The sequence below is a fragment of the Lacticaseibacillus nasuensis JCM 17158 genome (assembly GCF_001434705.1).
Lineage (GTDB): Bacteria > Bacillota > Bacilli > Lactobacillales > Lactobacillaceae > Lacticaseibacillus > Lacticaseibacillus nasuensis.
This window is the reverse complement of sequence record NZ_AZDJ01000022.1, coordinates 86,930-101,279: the sequence shown is the minus strand read 5'-3', so window position 1 is coordinate 101,279 and position 14,350 is coordinate 86,930. Positions and strand designations below refer to the sequence as shown.

At 59.1% G+C, this 14,350-nt stretch carries 14 protein-coding genes; 6 read left to right on the top strand and 8 right to left on the bottom strand.

Going from position 1 to position 14,350, the window contains the following annotated elements:
- Positions 1-11: 11 nt before the first annotated feature.
- A complete protein-coding gene (locus FD02_RS05370; protein WP_054722177.1) occupies positions 12-449 on the bottom strand; it encodes a hypothetical protein in 438 nt (145 codons plus the stop codon).
- Positions 450-464: 15 nt separating this feature from the next.
- On the bottom strand, positions 465-1,040 hold the full coding sequence (locus FD02_RS05365) for a TVP38/TMEM64 family protein (protein ID WP_156408247.1): 576 nt from the start codon (positions 1,038-1,040) through the stop codon (positions 465-467).
- 117 nt (positions 1,041-1,157) lie between these two features.
- On the opposite strand from FD02_RS05365, the gene FD02_RS05360 reads away from it, so the two are divergent.
- Positions 1,158-2,693: a ClC family H(+)/Cl(-) exchange transporter gene (locus FD02_RS05360; RefSeq protein WP_235806678.1), complete on the top strand. Its 1,536-nt coding sequence runs from the start codon at positions 1,158-1,160 to the stop codon at positions 2,691-2,693.
- Here FD02_RS05360 and FD02_RS05355 read toward each other — a convergent pair.
- Positions 2,690-2,941 (bottom strand): hypothetical protein, encoded by a 252-nt coding sequence (locus FD02_RS05355; protein WP_056951039.1) that lies wholly within the window; start codon positions 2,939-2,941, stop codon positions 2,690-2,692. The genes FD02_RS05360 and FD02_RS05355 overlap by 4 nt on opposite strands.
- Before the next feature lie 138 nt (positions 2,942-3,079).
- Between FD02_RS05355 and secG the strand changes: the two genes are divergently transcribed.
- The 4 genes from secG (at position 3,080) to FD02_RS05335 (ending at position 7,768) form a co-directional block, all read left to right on the top strand.
- On the top strand, positions 3,080-3,316 hold the full coding sequence (gene secG, locus FD02_RS05350; protein ID WP_056951037.1) for a preprotein translocase subunit SecG: 237 nt from the start codon (positions 3,080-3,082) through the stop codon (positions 3,314-3,316).
- A 94-nt stretch (positions 3,317-3,410) separates the two neighbouring features.
- Positions 3,411-5,816, top strand: a complete 2,406-nt coding sequence (gene rnr / locus FD02_RS05345; RefSeq protein WP_056951035.1) for a ribonuclease R — start codon at positions 3,411-3,413, stop codon at positions 5,814-5,816.
- A gap of 11 nt (positions 5,817-5,827) precedes the next feature.
- Positions 5,828-6,301: an SsrA-binding protein SmpB gene (smpB, locus tag FD02_RS05340; RefSeq protein ID WP_056951033.1), complete on the top strand. Its 474-nt coding sequence runs from the start codon at positions 5,828-5,830 to the stop codon at positions 6,299-6,301.
- Between the two features lie 105 nt (positions 6,302-6,406).
- A complete protein-coding gene (locus FD02_RS05335; protein WP_056951031.1) occupies positions 6,407-7,768 on the top strand; it encodes an MATE family efflux transporter in 1,362 nt (453 codons plus the stop codon).
- A 37-nt stretch (positions 7,769-7,805) separates the two neighbouring features.
- Here the strand turns inward: FD02_RS05335 and FD02_RS05330 are convergent, their stop codons facing one another.
- The 5 genes from FD02_RS05330 to FD02_RS05310 are packed head-to-tail and all read right to left on the bottom strand — an operon-like array spanning position 7,806 to position 13,174.
- Complete coding sequence (locus tag FD02_RS05330; RefSeq protein ID WP_056951029.1) at positions 7,806-9,041, bottom strand: MBL fold metallo-hydrolase; 1,236 nt, start codon at positions 9,039-9,041, stop codon at positions 7,806-7,808.
- Positions 9,042-9,099: 58 nt separating this feature from the next.
- Positions 9,100-10,389, bottom strand: coding sequence for an ABC transporter substrate-binding protein (locus FD02_RS05325; RefSeq protein WP_054723425.1), 1,290 nt, complete (start codon positions 10,387-10,389; stop codon positions 9,100-9,102).
- Positions 10,390-10,397: 8 nt separating this feature from the next.
- On the bottom strand, positions 10,398-11,219 hold the full coding sequence (locus FD02_RS05320) for a carbohydrate ABC transporter permease (RefSeq protein ID WP_056951027.1): 822 nt from the start codon (positions 11,217-11,219) through the stop codon (positions 10,398-10,400).
- Positions 11,220-11,229: 10 nt separating this feature from the next.
- Positions 11,230-12,123 carry a carbohydrate ABC transporter permease gene (locus FD02_RS05315; protein ID WP_056951161.1) on the bottom strand — a complete coding sequence of 298 codons (894 nt, stop codon included), beginning with the start codon at positions 12,121-12,123 and terminating at the stop codon, positions 11,230-11,232.
- Positions 12,113-13,174 carry an ABC transporter ATP-binding protein gene (locus FD02_RS05310; protein ID WP_056951025.1) on the bottom strand — a complete coding sequence of 354 codons (1,062 nt, stop codon included), beginning with the start codon at positions 13,172-13,174 and terminating at the stop codon, positions 12,113-12,115. The genes FD02_RS05315 and FD02_RS05310 overlap by 11 nt, the downstream gene beginning before the upstream one ends.
- A 264-nt stretch (positions 13,175-13,438) precedes the next feature.
- On the opposite strand from FD02_RS05310, the gene FD02_RS05305 reads away from it, so the two are divergent.
- A complete protein-coding gene (locus FD02_RS05305) occupies positions 13,439-14,017 on the top strand; it encodes a GNAT family N-acetyltransferase (RefSeq protein ID WP_056951023.1) in 579 nt (192 codons plus the stop codon).
- The last annotated feature ends 333 nt before the right edge of the window (positions 14,018-14,350 follow it).

Sequence of the window (14,350 nt, the reverse complement as noted above, 5' to 3'; positions counted from 1 at the left end):
GAAAGGCTTTTTTAGTGGAACGGGACGAGTAGCTCGGCGATGGTGTCAAAGTTGGTTTGCAAATAGGCGAAGCGGCCGTGCCAGCGGGTCGGGATGCCATAGTGTTGCTCGGCGCCGAGGTAGGTGAATTGCAGGTGCCAGCGGTGCGCGTTGCAGCCGGCCACCGGTGGTAACAGCGCCACATTGTGGAGCCGTGCGCGGGCGTAATGCGCAGGCTGGCCGGTGACCGTGCGGGCGACTAGCGACCAAATCAGCAACTCGCTGGGCGTGACCAGCAACAGATAGTTGGTGTTGCTTGCCCAAAACCACGGGCCCAGCAATAAGTCGCTGGCATTAGCGGCAGGTGTCGCCCAGGGCTCGAGAAAAAGATAGTTGTCGGCGACCGGTAAGTTTAGGCCGCGGAGTTTGGCTTCAATCGTGGCTTGCGGCATGCGGGCGTTAAGCAACATGACAGACTCCTTTGGCTAGCCCAACGCGTGAATTACCGCGCTGAGGCCGAGCGAGTAGGCGAGAATGGTCCAGGGCTTGGCGAGGACGATGATGGTGACGAAGCGGCGCAGCGACATCTGCGTGAGTCCCGCCAGCATGCAGAGAAAATCATCAGGCGCCACCGGCAATAAAATTGCAATCGTAAACATGCGGTCGAAGGATTTGCCGCCGGCGAGCCAGCGGCCATACTTGGTCATGAACTTTTGGGGGACCAAGGCGCCGAGAAAGTCGCGGCCGTAATGCCGCGTCAGGCAGAACGCGGCGACCGACCCGATGCCAATGCCGATGTAGTTGTAAACAAAGCCCCAGGCCGGGCCGAAAATGGCGACGCCGGCAACGGTGGTGAGGCCGCCGGGAATAATCGGGAAGACGACCTGGATGATTTGCAGGAGAATGAAGGCCACCGGCGCCAGCCAGCCGGCTTCATTCACCAGAGTTTGAATGCGGGCGGTGCTGGTCAGCCACCCGAGGTGCGCGCCGTACAGGCAAAGTAGCGCCATGGCAATCAAGGCTGCCAGTTGCACGGTTTGCAGTTGTCGTTGTCGTGTCATGTCCGACCTCCTCATGCTTCCCAGTGTACCGAGGCTGCGGTGGGTTCGCCAGCGATTCGCGCTAACGGTTTTGTCACTTGGCGTATAATGGACTTATTCGGATTTGGAGGGGTGAACGTGACCAACACAAACCACATCATCGATGCCACCCGCCTGCGCTTTGTCGCGGAAGGGTTGGTGGTCGGCATCGCCAGCGGCGCGGTGGTGAGCCTGTTTCGGCTGGCCATCAGCCACGGCTTGACGATTGTGCAGCACCTGTACGCGCAGCCCACAGTGGGCAAGCTGGCGGGGCTGGTCGCCGTGAGCGTGGTGATTGCCGTCGTCGTCGGGCTGCTGCTAAAAAGCGAGCCTAACATTTCGGGGTCCGGGATTCCGCAGGTGGAAGGCCAGCTGCAAGGCACCATGGAGTTTCCCTGGTGGGGGATTCTATGGAAGAAATTCACCGCCGGGGTGCTCGCCATCGGGCCAGGGCTGTTCCTCGGGCGAGAAGGCCCGTCGATTCAACTCGGCGCCGCCGTTGGCCAAGGCGTGGCCGCAGGCATGCACCGCACCGGCAGCGACCGGCGCATTATGATTGCTTCCGGTGCGGCCGCCGGCTTATCCGCCGCCTTTAACGCGCCGATTGCCGGGACCTTGTTTGTGCTCGAAGAGGTCTACCACAACTTCTCGCCGCTGGTGTGGCTCACCAGCCTGGCCAGTGCCATCGGGGCGGACTTCATCTCGCTGAACGTCTTCGGTGAGGTGCCGGTGTTGCATCTGAGCTATGCCCGCAGCATGCCGGTCACGTTGTATTGGCACTTGTTGGCGCTGGGTGTGGTGCTGGGCCTGTTAGGCTTTTTGTACCAGCGCGTGTTGCTGGCGATGCCAAAATGGTACGCCGCCACGCACATTCCCCGCGCGTTTCAAGGCATCGTGCCGCTGTTGCTGGTGATTCCGTTAGGCGTGTGGATGCCGAGCTGGCTCGGCGGCGGTAACGGGTTGATCCTCGGCTTCGGCCACACCATCCCGGCGCTGTCGACGCTGGTGGTGCTGTTGATTGTGCGCTTTGTGTTTTCGATGATTTCCTACGGGTCGGGGTTGCCCGGCGGCATTTTTCTGCCGATTCTCACGCTTGGCGCCGTGATTGGCGCGGTGTATGCTGCCATCATGGTCAAGCTGGGGTGGTTGCCGGCGGTGTACCAAATGAACCTGATCATCTTCGCGATGGCCGGCTATTTCGCGGGCATCGGCAAGGCGCCGTTCACCGCCATCTTGCTGATCACGGAAATGGTCGGGAACCTGACGCACCTGATGCCGATGGCGGTGCTGGCGCTGACGGCGTATGTGGTCGTCGACTTGCTCGGTGGCGCGCCAATATACGCCGACTTGCTGGCGCGGCTTAACTTGCCCCAACAAGTCGCGGCCATGCGCGGCATGGATCGCCTCGAGGTGCCGGTGTTTGCCGGCAGCAGCCTCGAGGATACCCAGGTGCGGCAATTTGCCTGGCCGGAGGCGTCGCTACTCATTGAGATTCGCCGCGGGGACCAAAGCGTCATTCCTCACGGCGACACGGTGATTCGCGCCGGGGACACCTTGGTCTTGTTAGTGTCTGCCGCCAAGCGCGCGGCGGTGCGCAGCCAGGTGCGCGCCGCGGCCGCCGGCACAGCCAGTTAGTCTTCGGCTTCCGGGTCGAGGTGCGCCCACCAATCCGCGTCGGTGATTGGCGGCGCCGGGTGGGTGGTGAGCTCCTGCACGGCGGCGGTCACCACGGCGTCTAACGCCTGCGCGGTGTCGTCGACGGCGAGTTGCTTGTAGACTTTGGTCAATAACTGCGCGCGGGTCATCCCGCGCTGAGCCAAAATGCGGTCGCCTTGGGCCAACAGTTGGGCGTCGATGGTGGTGCGAAATTCTGTTTCACTCATGACACTCGCCTCCATTCGGCCCTATTGTAAGGCCACGGCGGGTGGAAGCGCAACCAAAGCTGGGGGCTGGACTAGCCACGGCCCGGCGATTGTGATAACCTACTACTAGTGAGTTTTTCGTCGAGGAGGATACCGACTTTGCAAAGTCTGTTAACGACATTTTTAATCATCGATTCGATTCTGATCGTGATTGCCACGCTGATGCAACCCCAAAAGCAACAAGATGCCTTAAGTGCCTTGTCCGGCGGCGCTACCGACTTGTTCGGCAAGCAAAAGTCGCGGGGCTTTGAAGCCTTCATGGAAAAGGTGACCGTCGTCTTAGGGGCGCTGTTTTTCATTCTGGCGATTGCGTTGGTTTACCTTTCATCCCACTAACGACCCGGCTCCTGCGCGTGCGTGCGGGGGCCATTTTTTCAATCCCGGCATTGCCCGGGAAATGCCATCGATTTAAAGAAAACGAGGAATGTATATGACCACTGTCGGCCACTTGCGTAACGAGTTGCTTGCCACGTTTCGGCGCAACCCCAAAATTAATTATTCCGTTCAGTCGCTGCAACGCGCGCTTAAGCTCACCGCTGCGGCCGACTTTAAGGTGCTGGTTCAGGCCTTGGCCGGGCTGGAACACGACAATCTGATCCACCAAGGCGACAACGACCTGTATGTGCTCGGCGGCAAGCCGCAAGCCATGACGGGGACGTTCCGCGGCAACGAAAAGGGCTTCGGCTTCGTCTCCGTTGAAGGCGAGGATAACGACGCCTTTATCGCCCCGCCCAACACGGATTTCGCCTTGGATGGCGACACCGTCGAGCTGACGATTTTGCGGCCCGGCAGCGGCGACCGCGGCCCGGAAGGCGCGGTCACCGCAATCACCGAGCGCCACTTGACCAAGCTGGTCGGCGAGTTCACGCCGTTGTCTGACGGCGAGCGCGACCGCACCGGCTTCATTGGCGTGGTCACCAGCCATGAGAAGAAACTCAAGGGTTATCCGGTCTTCGTCAAGGACACCGGCAGCATGCCCGAACTCGGCGACATGTTGACGGTGATGATCACCGAGTACCCTGACGCCAAGCACCCCAAGGCGATGCGCGGCATCATCAGCGAAAACCTCGGGAATAAAAACACGCCAGGCGTCGACGTGTTATCCCTGGTTTACGCCAACGACATTCACGTCGAGTATCCCGAGGACGCGATGGCCCAGGCCAACGCAATTCCCGATCACGTCACCGACGCGGATCGCGTCGGCCGCCGCGACATCACCGACCAACCCGTTGTCACCATCGACGGCGACGACAGTAAGGACTTCGACGATGCCGTGGTCGCCTGGCAATTGCCTAACGGGAACTACCACCTCGGCGTCCACATCGCCGACGTGTCCTATTACGTCACGGAAGGCTCGCCGCTAGATAAGGAAACCTACGACCGCGGCACCAGTACTTATTTGGTCGACCGCGTCATTCCGATGCTACCGTTTCGGTTGAGTAACGGGATTTGCTCTTTGAACCCCGACGTCGATCGCCTGGCGATGTCCTGCGATATGGAAATCGACCCGCAAGGCCATGTCGTGAAGCACGAGATTTACCAAAGTATCATTCGTTCGCATGGACGCCTGACCTACAACAAGGTCAACGCCGTGTTGACGGATCACGACCCGGCGGCCATCGCCGAATATGGCGACTTGGTGCCGATGCTTGAACTCATGGGCCAGCTCCACGAGATTCTCTACAAGATGCGCCACGCCCGCGGCGCCATCGACTTCGAGGAAAACGAAGCCAAGATCATCGTCGACGACCAGGGCCACCCAACCGACATCGTGTTGCGCGACCGCGGTTTGTCCGAGCGCATGATTGAAAGCTTCATGCTGCAGGCCAACGAAACCGTCGCCGAGCACTACAACAAGTTGCACCTGCCGTTCCTGTACCGGGTGCACGAAACGCCGGATGCCGACCGCATCAAGGAATTCATCGATTTTCTCGCGACCTTTGGCATTCACGTACCGATTCACAAGGGCACGGTGACGCCGAAGATGTTGCAAGACGTCAACACGCAAGTCGCCGGCACGCCGGAAGAAATGATGGTCAACGTCAAGATGCTGCGCAGCCTCAAGCAGGCGCATTACTCCGAGGACCCGCTTGGCCACTTCGGCATCGCCGCCCAGTATTACACCCACTTCACCAGCCCGATTCGCCGCTACCCGGATCTCATCGTGCACCGCTTGATCCGCGATTATGCGACCAAGGGCACCGGCGACGACCTGCAAGCCAGCTGGCGGGAAAAACTGCCAGACATTGCCGTGCAAACCTCGACGCGTGAACGGCACAGCGTCGACGCCGAGCGCGCGGTCGATGACTTGAAGAAGGCCGAATTTATGGCCGACAAGGTCGGTGAGGAATTCGACGCCGTGGTCAGCGGCGTGGCCGGCTTTGGCATGTTTGTCGCCTTGCCGAACACAGTCGAAGGCCTCGTGCACATCACGCGCATGACCGACGACTACTACCAATTCGTCGAAAGCCAAATGGCCTTGATCGGCGAGCGGACGCATCACATGTTCCGCATCGGCCAGCCGGTGCGCGTCAAGCTGGAAAACGTCGACATCGAGCAGCGCCAAGTCGATTTTTCCCTGATACCAAGCGCCGATACGCCGGTGAGTGACATCCAGGTGACGGCGCCGAAACGCGCACCGCGGCGCGACGATCACGCCCGCGGCAACGGCGGTAAAACCAGCGGCAAGCCGAGCGGCAACCGCGGCAATCGCGGCGGCCGCCCAGAGCGGCAGCCCCGCGAAGACAAAAAAGACCCTAAGCGCGGTGGCAACGCCAAGCACGCGTTCACCATCGGCACCCGGGTCAAGCAACCCGGGCAGCGCAAGGGGCGTTAGGAGGGACGCGCATGGGCAAGAAGCACCAGCCCAAGGCGGACAATCTGTTGGCCCAAAACAAGAAGGCCCGCCACGACTATAATATTCTCGAGACCTACGAGGCGGGCATCGCCTTGACCGGCACCGAGATCAAATCCGTGCGCGCCGGCAAGGTCACGCTGCGCGACGGGTTCGCCCGGGTGCGCAACAACGAGGCCTGGCTGGAAAATGTTCACATCAGCCCGTACAAGGAAGGCAACCAGTTCAACGAAGACCCGCTGCGCAACCGCAAGCTCTTGTTGCACAAGCGAGAAATCAAGAAGCTCCTGGCCGCCGCCATGCAGCAGGGCCACACCATCGTGCCGCTGCGCATGTACCTCAAGCACGGCTACGCCAAGGTGCTCATCGGCGTGGCCGAAGGGAAAAAGAATTACGACAAACGCGAAACGTTGAAGCGCAAGGATCAACAGCGCGACATCCAACGCGCCTTGAAGGACCGCTACTGACTCGTTCAGGAGCGGTTTTTCTGTGAATTGGTGTCGGTTTCCGACTTTGCCGCCCCTCGCGCCGGCGGAAAGTGCTAGACTACTCGAATAGAAAGGGTGGCACGCATGCAAAAGTTCCTCACGCGGTACTTCTCCGCCGAAGATTTCGATTACCACTTTGTTTTCGCGCTGTTGGGCCCGGTGGTGGCCGACCAGTTTTTCCTGGTGAGCTTTAACTTTCTGAATACCGCGATGATTTCCGCCAGCGGGGAGTCCGCGATTTCGGCCGTGAACATGGTCGGCAGCGTGAACATCTTCCTGGTGCAGATTTTCGTCGCCATCGGCCTTGGCGGCACCGTGTTGATCGCGCAATACTTCGGCCACGCCGATTTGAAAATGCTGGGCAAGGTGGTCAACGGGGCGTTGTACGGTGCCATTTTGCTGGCGGCGGGGTTGGCCTTGGTGTTTGGCGGCTTGCACAACGCGCTGTTGGACGCGCTGTTTGGCACCGCAGAGCCGGCGGTCATGGCTAACGCCCGCTTGTACCTGCTGGGGGTGCTGGCCAGTTACCCGTTTGAGGCGATGGTGCAGGCGACCAATGGCTGCCTGCGCGGCGTCGGCCGGACGAAAAACTCGCTGCAGTTGTCGCTGATGATGAACGGCATTTACCTGGTGTTGAACCTGGTGTTTATCACCTGGCTGCACCGCGGCATCGCCGGCATGATCTTGTCGTTGAACCTCTCGCGCTGGATCGCCGCGGGGCTGGCCGGGTTGATGTTGATGCGCCAGCGCGATGCGTTTAACCTGCACTGGCGGCAAGTGCGTCGGCCGGATTTCGCCATGATTCGCAAGGTCATCGCCGTGTCGATTCCCTTCGCCGCGGAGTCCGCGTTTTTCAACGGCGGCAAGATCATCATCCAAATGATGATCGTCAGCCTCGGCACCAGCGTCATCGTCACCAACGCCATCGCCGGGTCCTGGACCAGCCTGTCGGAAATCATTCCCAGCGCCTTGGAAAACGCGCTGGTGCCGCTGGTCGGCCAAAGCATGGGCCGCCACAACGTCAAGGACGCGCGCAAGATCACCAAGTCGTTTCTCGGCCTCGGGGTGGCGGCCTTCATTCTCGTCGACGTCACCTTGTGCCTGACCTTCCGCTGGGGGATTCAGCTGTTCAGCCCAGCGGCGGCCATCGTCCCGAATATCCTGCAGGTGTACCTGATTTTTGCCGTGATGCACACCTTGGTGTGGAGCGCGAGCTTTATTTTACCGGCGGCGTTGCGGGCGGCCGGCGACGGCAAGTTTACCACGATTGTCAGCCTCGGCTGCATGTGGCTGTTCCGGGTGGTGGGCGCCTATGTCTTTGGCGTCCGCCTCGGCTACGGCCTGACCGGCATCGCCTTCATCATGGTGCTGGAATGGGCGCTGCGCGGCGGGATCTTCCTGTGGCGCTTCAAGGGCAAGAAATGGTATGCGCATCATCTGATCTAAATAAATAGTGCGGCCCGCGGGCCGCACTATTTTTACGTTATTCCGGCTCCGGGAAGAAGTCGTAGTACAAGTCGCGCTCCGGCAAGACGATGGCCGCGTTGGTGGCGGCGTCGAGCGCGGCCGCTTCGGCCTCCGGCTTAAACGAGTGCCACGGCACGATGGTTTGCGGGGCGATCCAATTGGCCAAGGTGATTAAGTCGGCCTTGGTGGCGTGGCCCGTGCAGTTCAAAAACGTCAGCGGAATGCCTTGCGCCGCCAGCCAATCCTGCAGCTCGGCAAAGCGCGGATCGTAATCGCCCAGCGGCTCGCCGTTGCTGTGCAGGTATTCTGAAACGGGCAGCTGCGCCAGCCACTGGCGGTGCGCGAAGGTCGTTTCCATTAAATACGCCTCGGGGTGCGCGGCCACCTCGGCCAGACTCACCGTGTCGCCAATCACGGCGGCCGGCGTCACTCCGGTCATGGTGTGTAAAATCTCCGCGTCTTGCGGCTCCCACACCATCGTCCGGCCGCACTCGGCGGCGACGGCTTGAATCGTGGCGAGGCGCTCGTAGTTGCGCTGGTAGGGATTGATCACTACCAGCTGCAAAGCCGCCCGCAGGTGGGCGCACAACGCTTCCGCGAGGCTGGCCTCGGTCAGCGGCGCACTGGGGTGGGCCGCGTCTTCTACCGGCGCGTCGGTGTCAAAACTAAACGTCGTGCCTTCCAGCATCAAGACGTTGACCTTGGCTGCGTGCATGACCTGTGCCCAATGCTCGACGCGCGCGCGGTGCGGGCCGTTGAGCCGCACGTCGCCGGAGTGCGCATAGCGGTGCTCGCCGTCGTCGACTAACAGCGCCATGGCGCCTGGTTCGTCATGATCGGAGGCAAAGCAGGTGACGGTGAAGCTGCCGATGGTGAGCGGCGTTTCGAAGGCCAGGGGGTGGAGGTTGGCCACCGGCGGCTCGATACCCAGGCGAATCAGCGTCTGGTATAACCGGTAGCTGGGTTCACTCAGGTAAATGGGGATGTCGCGCTGTAAATACTGCAATGCGCCCATGTGATCGATGTGCAAATGCGAGATGAAAATCGCTTCGTGGGCGAACGCATCCGGCGCGTCGCCGAACAAGTCCGGCAGGTTCGGGAGCTTGCCGGCGGCGATGGCGCTCTCGGTGGTTTCACCGGTAAGGTCCGCGGCGACGCCGAAGTCCATGATGACGCGCGACGAGCCTTGCGTGAACTCGACGATGTTGCCGCCGATGGTGGTTAAGCCGTTTAAAAACCGTAAACTGGTCATGTGTGCATCCTTTCGTCACAAAAATAGGGTCCAGCGACGCTGAACCCTATAGTATACACTACTTATTTTCTTGGATGATTTTCTCAACACTGGTTTGTAAATCGCCCATCGCCTTTTCCGGCGTTTGCTTCTTGGTGAGCATCGCGTCGACGGCGTTCAACACGTCGGTGCGGTATTCGGTGAAGCCCTTAAAGGCAATCGCCTGGAAGCCGAAGTCCAGGGAATCGACGGCGGCCTTAGCGGTTGGGTCCTGCTTCAGGTAAGCCTGGTAGGAGCTAGAGGTGACCGCGGACTTGCGCAGCGGCACATAACCCGTCTTTTCCGCCCACTTGGTGGTTTCCTTCTTGCTGGTGAGGAACTTCATGAAGGCCCAGGCGCCTTTTTGCTGCTCGGTCGAGGCGGACTTGAACATCACGATATCGTTGCCGGCCAGCTCGGTGCCTTTTTGCCCAAGGTAACTTGGGAGCGGGGTGGTGGCCCAGTTGAGGCTCTTCGGCGCGTTGGCCTTCATGCTGGAGACGCCAGCCGAGGAACCGATGTAAAACAGCGTCTTGCCGCTGGTGAAGTTGCGGTCGCCGTAGAAGTCAGAGCCGGCGGTTTTGGCCTCGCCGTTATGAATCATGTCCCAAATCACGTGGGTGGCGGTCAGGACCTTCTTGGAGTCGGCATTGACCTTGAGGTTCTTGGTGACGATGCTGGTGCCGGCTTGGTGAATCAAGCCATCGAGCTCCATGTCGAAGCTTTGGTCGAAGCCGACGACAGCCACGCCCTTGCTCTTGAGCTGCTTGCCAAGCTTGGCCATGTCCTCCCAAGAAGTCGGGATGGTTTTGACGCCGAGCTTTTGCATCAGGTCCTTGTTGTAGAACATGATTCGCACGGACTTGGAAAATGGCATCGAGTAATACTTGCCATCATACTTGGAGCTGGTCAGGAAGGTCGAATAAATGTCCGACTTGTCGGCGCTGGTCAGCTTATCGCTGCCCTTTAACATGTAGGGATCAAGCGGGGTGATGAAGCCCTGATTGACGTAATCCGGCACGGTGGTGTAAGTGGTTTGCGCAATGGTCGGCAGCTTCTTGGACTTCGCCGCGGCCATGATCTTTTGCTGCAAGGCGGTGTAGTTGCCTTGCGCGGTGCCCTTGACGACGTATTTATCTTGGGACTTGTTGAAATCGGTGATGATGCCTTGCAGCGCCTTGTTGTAGACGCCGTTCATGCCATGCCAGAAGGTGATTTGCACCTTTTGGTTGGCGCCCGACTTGCTCGAGCTACCACACGCGGCCAGCGTGATGGCCATGACCGCCGCGGCCCCGATTGCCAACAGAGATTTACCCCAGTGTTTATTCATGAGATTTTTCATCCTTTCAACCCAGCTTTAGAAATACCAGCAATAATGTACTTTTGTAAAAAGATATAGACAATGACCATCGGCAAGATCACAAACGTGGAGGCCGCCATCAACAGTTGATACTGCGTCCCCGCGTCGGTGGTGAAGGCTTGGAGCCCCACCGGCAGGGTGCGCATGGTTTCAGAGTTGGTGACGATCAACGGCCACATGAAGGCGTTCCAGGAGCCGATGACCTGAAGCACCGTGACCGCGGTGATGGTGGACTTGCTCATCGGCACGAGCACGGTCCACAGGTACTTCCAGTCGCTGGCCCCGTCGATTTTGGCGGCGTAATAAATCTGGTCCGGCGTGGACTGGAAGGTTTGACGTAAGGTGAACACGGTGAAGAAGCTCGCCAACCAAGGAATGATCAAGGCCCCGTATGTATCGATCAGCGACAGCTTCGACAAGGTGACGAAGTTGGGGATGATCAGCATTTCGCCAGGAATCATCATGGTCCCCAGGAAAATCAGGAACAGCAGATTCTTCCCGTAAAATTGCAGGCGGGCAAAGGCAAACGCCGCCAGGATGCTGGTGAATAGCTGGCCGACGGTGGTGGCCACCGTGACGATCACCGAGTTCACGAAGTAGCGCGCAAACGGCGCGGCGTCAAAGGCCTTGGCGTAGTTGCCCCATTGGAACACCTTGGGGATCCACAGTGGCGGCACCTTGATGGTTTCCGGCGCCGTCTTCAGCGAGGTCGACACCATCCATAAGAATGGCATCAGCATGGTAATCCCACCGAGGATGACGATGAGATAGAGGAGGACACGCGAAAGTCGTTTTGCCATCACGCACCTCCTAGTAGTGCACGTGCTTGCGGGAGTACCACAATTGCACGAGCGTGACGAGTAGGATCAACCCAAACAACACGACGCCGCTGGCCGCGGCAATCGGATACTTGTATTCGGTATAGAACTTCTCATACAAGTAATACACGATGGTGAGGTCGGCCTTGCCGGGGCCGGGCTTGCCTTGAAACAGCGCGAAGATCTGATCGAAGACCTTGAAGCTACCGATGACGCCGTTGACCGACACCAGAAAGGTGATGGGCGAAATCATCGGAATGGTGACGTTCCAGAAGCGCTGCCAGGCGTTGGCGCCGTCAATTTCCGCGGCACGGTAATAACCGGCATCGATATTGTTCAGCCCCACCAGGAATAAAATTATGTTGAAGCCCAGGTCCTTCCAGATGGTCATGATGATCAAGGCCAACAGCGAGTAATGCGGATCGTTGAGCCAGTCGATGGGGTGCACGCCGACCAAGCCCAAGAAGTAGTTCATCAGCCCGTAATCGGGTTGGTAGATCCAGTTCCACACCATCGCGATGGCGACGGTGCTGGTGACAAACGGCAAGAAGTACACGGTGCGAAACAGCCCGGACACCCACTTGGTTTGGTTCAAGAGCAAGGCGATGATGAGCGACAACACCACCGTGATCGGCACGACGCCGGCCACGAAGATCAAGGTGTTGCGCACGGCCAGGTGAAAGTCCGGATCGTTCCACAAGTAGACGAAGTTATCCAGTCCCCAGGAGCCGACCTTGTCGGTGTAGAAGTTGTAGTCCTTGTAGAAACTCATCAGCAATGAATTGATGATGGGGTAGATGCTAAAGGTGATGGTGATCACCAGCATCGGCAGGAGGTACAACAAGGCCTTACCGGTCGATTTCAGCGTCGGTTTCTCATTGATCATCGGCATCACCGCCATAGATCAATTCCCCGCGGTTGTCGAACAGGAAAAACCCGGCGCGCGTCAAGAAGAAGTCGCCTTCACTTTGGTCGCGCGGCAAGCCGGCCAGTTCCGTGGACAGCAGCGTTTCGCCTTGATAATCCAGCGTCGCCGTGGCCTCGCGCCCGTATTTCTGGGCCTGGTGCAGGCTGGCGTGGATCTGCGTCAAGACGCCTTGGCCATAGTCGTTAGGCACGATGGCCTCGGAGCGAATGCCGGCGGTTTCCGCCCGCACCAGAATGTCGCCATCGATGTGGTTGGTTAAATCTGCGGCCAGCTTCTCGGCAGGCAAGGTGTTGATCACCGGCTCGCCGATGAACTTGGCCACAAACAGGTTCTCCGGCCGGTCGTACAGCTGCGTTGGCGTAGAGAACTGCTGAATCCGGCCGTCGTTGAGCACCATGATCGCGTCGGAAATGTGGAGCGCCTCGTCTTGATCATGGGTGACGAAAATGGTCGTCACGCCAGTCTCGCGTTGAATGCGGCGAATCTCCTCGCGCATTTCGATGCGCAGGCGCGCATCGAGGTTACTCAGCGGCTCATCTAACAGCAATAACGACGGCGACTTGGCCAGCGCCCGGGCGATGGCTACGCGCTGTTGCTGGCCGCCGGACAACTCGCCGGGCTTCTTGTTCAGCTGGTCGTCGACGTGCACCAGCTTGGCGAGTTCTTCGGCCTTTTGGTAGCGCTCGGCCTTGGCGACGTGTTGCATCTTCAACGGAAAGGCGATGTTGTCGCGGACGCTGAGGTGCGGATACAACGCGTAGTTTTGAAACACCATGCCGACCTTGCGTTGCAGCGCGTCTTGCTTGGTGACGTCGGTGTCACCGAAAAAAATCTGGCCGCTGGTGGCCGGCAACAGCCCCGAAATTAGGTTCAACGTCGTGGTTTTTCCACCGCCGCTTGGCCCCAACAAGGACACTAAGGCCCCATCGGGAATGGTAAAGTTCAACTGCTTAAGCGTATCCGTCTTGCCATCGTAGGACAGGCGGACGTCTTTGAAAGTGACTTTCAACCCGGTACTCCTTTTCTACTTGCCCTGGTGCCTCAGCACCATCAATATCGTAGCAGACCAAACTCATGAGCACAAGATGTGGGGTGATTCACAAACCCGGCCACAGCATCTAGTCTGTTCGCTAATATCCTAATATAATTGCGTTCATGGTCGCCAACCGTGCCACCACTTCATTATTGTATTTCTTTTGCCGGGGGATGTCTTCCAGAAATGCAGCTGTGCGCCGCAGTTTTTTCGGTATAATGAGGCTAGAGAGGTGAGCACATGATTCGACCAAGTACCCCAGACGATGCCGCAGCTGTCGTGCCGTTAATCGACATCGTTTTTGAAGAAATGGAAATTCCGGCGCTGATGGCGCTGCCTAAGCGCGAGTTGTACCCGTTATTTGAACAAGCCTTTTTGCTGCCGACTTACCGCTATGGTTACCCGCAGACGCTGGTCCACGAAGGCACCGGTGGCATCGATGGCATTCTCGTCGGCTACCCGCATTCGGCTGAGGCCCACATCGACGACGCCTTTGCGCCGCTGTTGCCCAAGCTGGGCTTAACGCACGAGTTGTTTCCCGACAGCGAAACTTATCCCGGCGAGTGGTACGTCGACACGCTGGCCGTGGCGCCTAGCGCCCGCGGCCATGGCGTGGCCACCCAGCTATTGACGCAGATCGAGCCGCACGCGGCCAAAACCGGCGCGCGGTGCTTGAGCCTGAACGTCGATGAAACCAATCCGCGGGCCGAGCGGTTGTATCGGCGCGTCGGTTACGGAGACAGCGGCACGCTGATGATCGGCAGTCACCGCTACAAGCACCTCACCAAGCCATTGCCAAAGCCGAAAGATGGTCAGTGAGGCGAAGCGGGGGCGGTCGCGAGGCAAAGCGCGACCAATTTTAGTGGTCAATTTTTCTCAGCATTTACGCGAATAATTGCGCACAAACCGGCGAAAAACCGGGAATTTTGGGCCCTAAAAAAACGCAGGAAAGCCTTGGCCCACAAGGCTTTCCTGCGTTTTTGGCGAAAATTTAGCCGCGCTGAGTGACCGCAGCTGCCCGATTGTCCAGCTGCGTGGTCGTATGCAGCGCTCTCGCCCGCGGCGTTTACTGCCCGCCAATCGCGCTAGCCCAACGGCGCGTAAGGCGCAAGGGTTGGGCCAAGCAAAAAGTTCTTCATGGGCACTTTATGC

Coding starts and splice junctions, on each gene's coding strand:
- FD02_RS05370 (WP_054722177.1), bottom strand. CDS start 449: ATGTTGCTTAACGCCCGCATGCCGCAAGCCACGATTGAAGCCAAACTC.
- FD02_RS05365 (WP_156408247.1), bottom strand. CDS start 1,040: ATGACACGACAACGACAACTGCAAACCGTGCAACTGGCAGCCTTGATT.
- FD02_RS05355 (WP_056951039.1), bottom strand. CDS start 2,941: ATGAGTGAAACAGAATTTCGCACCACCATCGACGCCCAACTGTTGGCC.
- rnr (WP_056951035.1), top strand. CDS start 3,411: ATGACCACTGTCGGCCACTTGCGTAACGAGTTGCTTGCCACGTTTCGG.
- smpB (WP_056951033.1), top strand. CDS start 5,828: ATGGGCAAGAAGCACCAGCCCAAGGCGGACAATCTGTTGGCCCAAAAC.
- FD02_RS05335 (WP_056951031.1), top strand. CDS start 6,407: ATGCAAAAGTTCCTCACGCGGTACTTCTCCGCCGAAGATTTCGATTAC.
- FD02_RS05330 (WP_056951029.1), bottom strand. CDS start 9,041: ATGACCAGTTTACGGTTTTTAAACGGCTTAACCACCATCGGCGGCAAC.
- FD02_RS05325 (WP_054723425.1), bottom strand. CDS start 10,389: ATGAATAAACACTGGGGTAAATCTCTGTTGGCAATCGGGGCCGCGGCG.
- FD02_RS05320 (WP_056951027.1), bottom strand. CDS start 11,219: ATGGCAAAACGACTTTCGCGTGTCCTCCTCTATCTCATCGTCATCCTC.
- FD02_RS05315 (WP_056951161.1), bottom strand. CDS start 12,123: ATGATCAATGAGAAACCGACGCTGAAATCGACCGGTAAGGCCTTGTTG.
- FD02_RS05305 (WP_056951023.1), top strand. CDS start 13,439: ATGATTCGACCAAGTACCCCAGACGATGCCGCAGCTGTCGTGCCGTTA.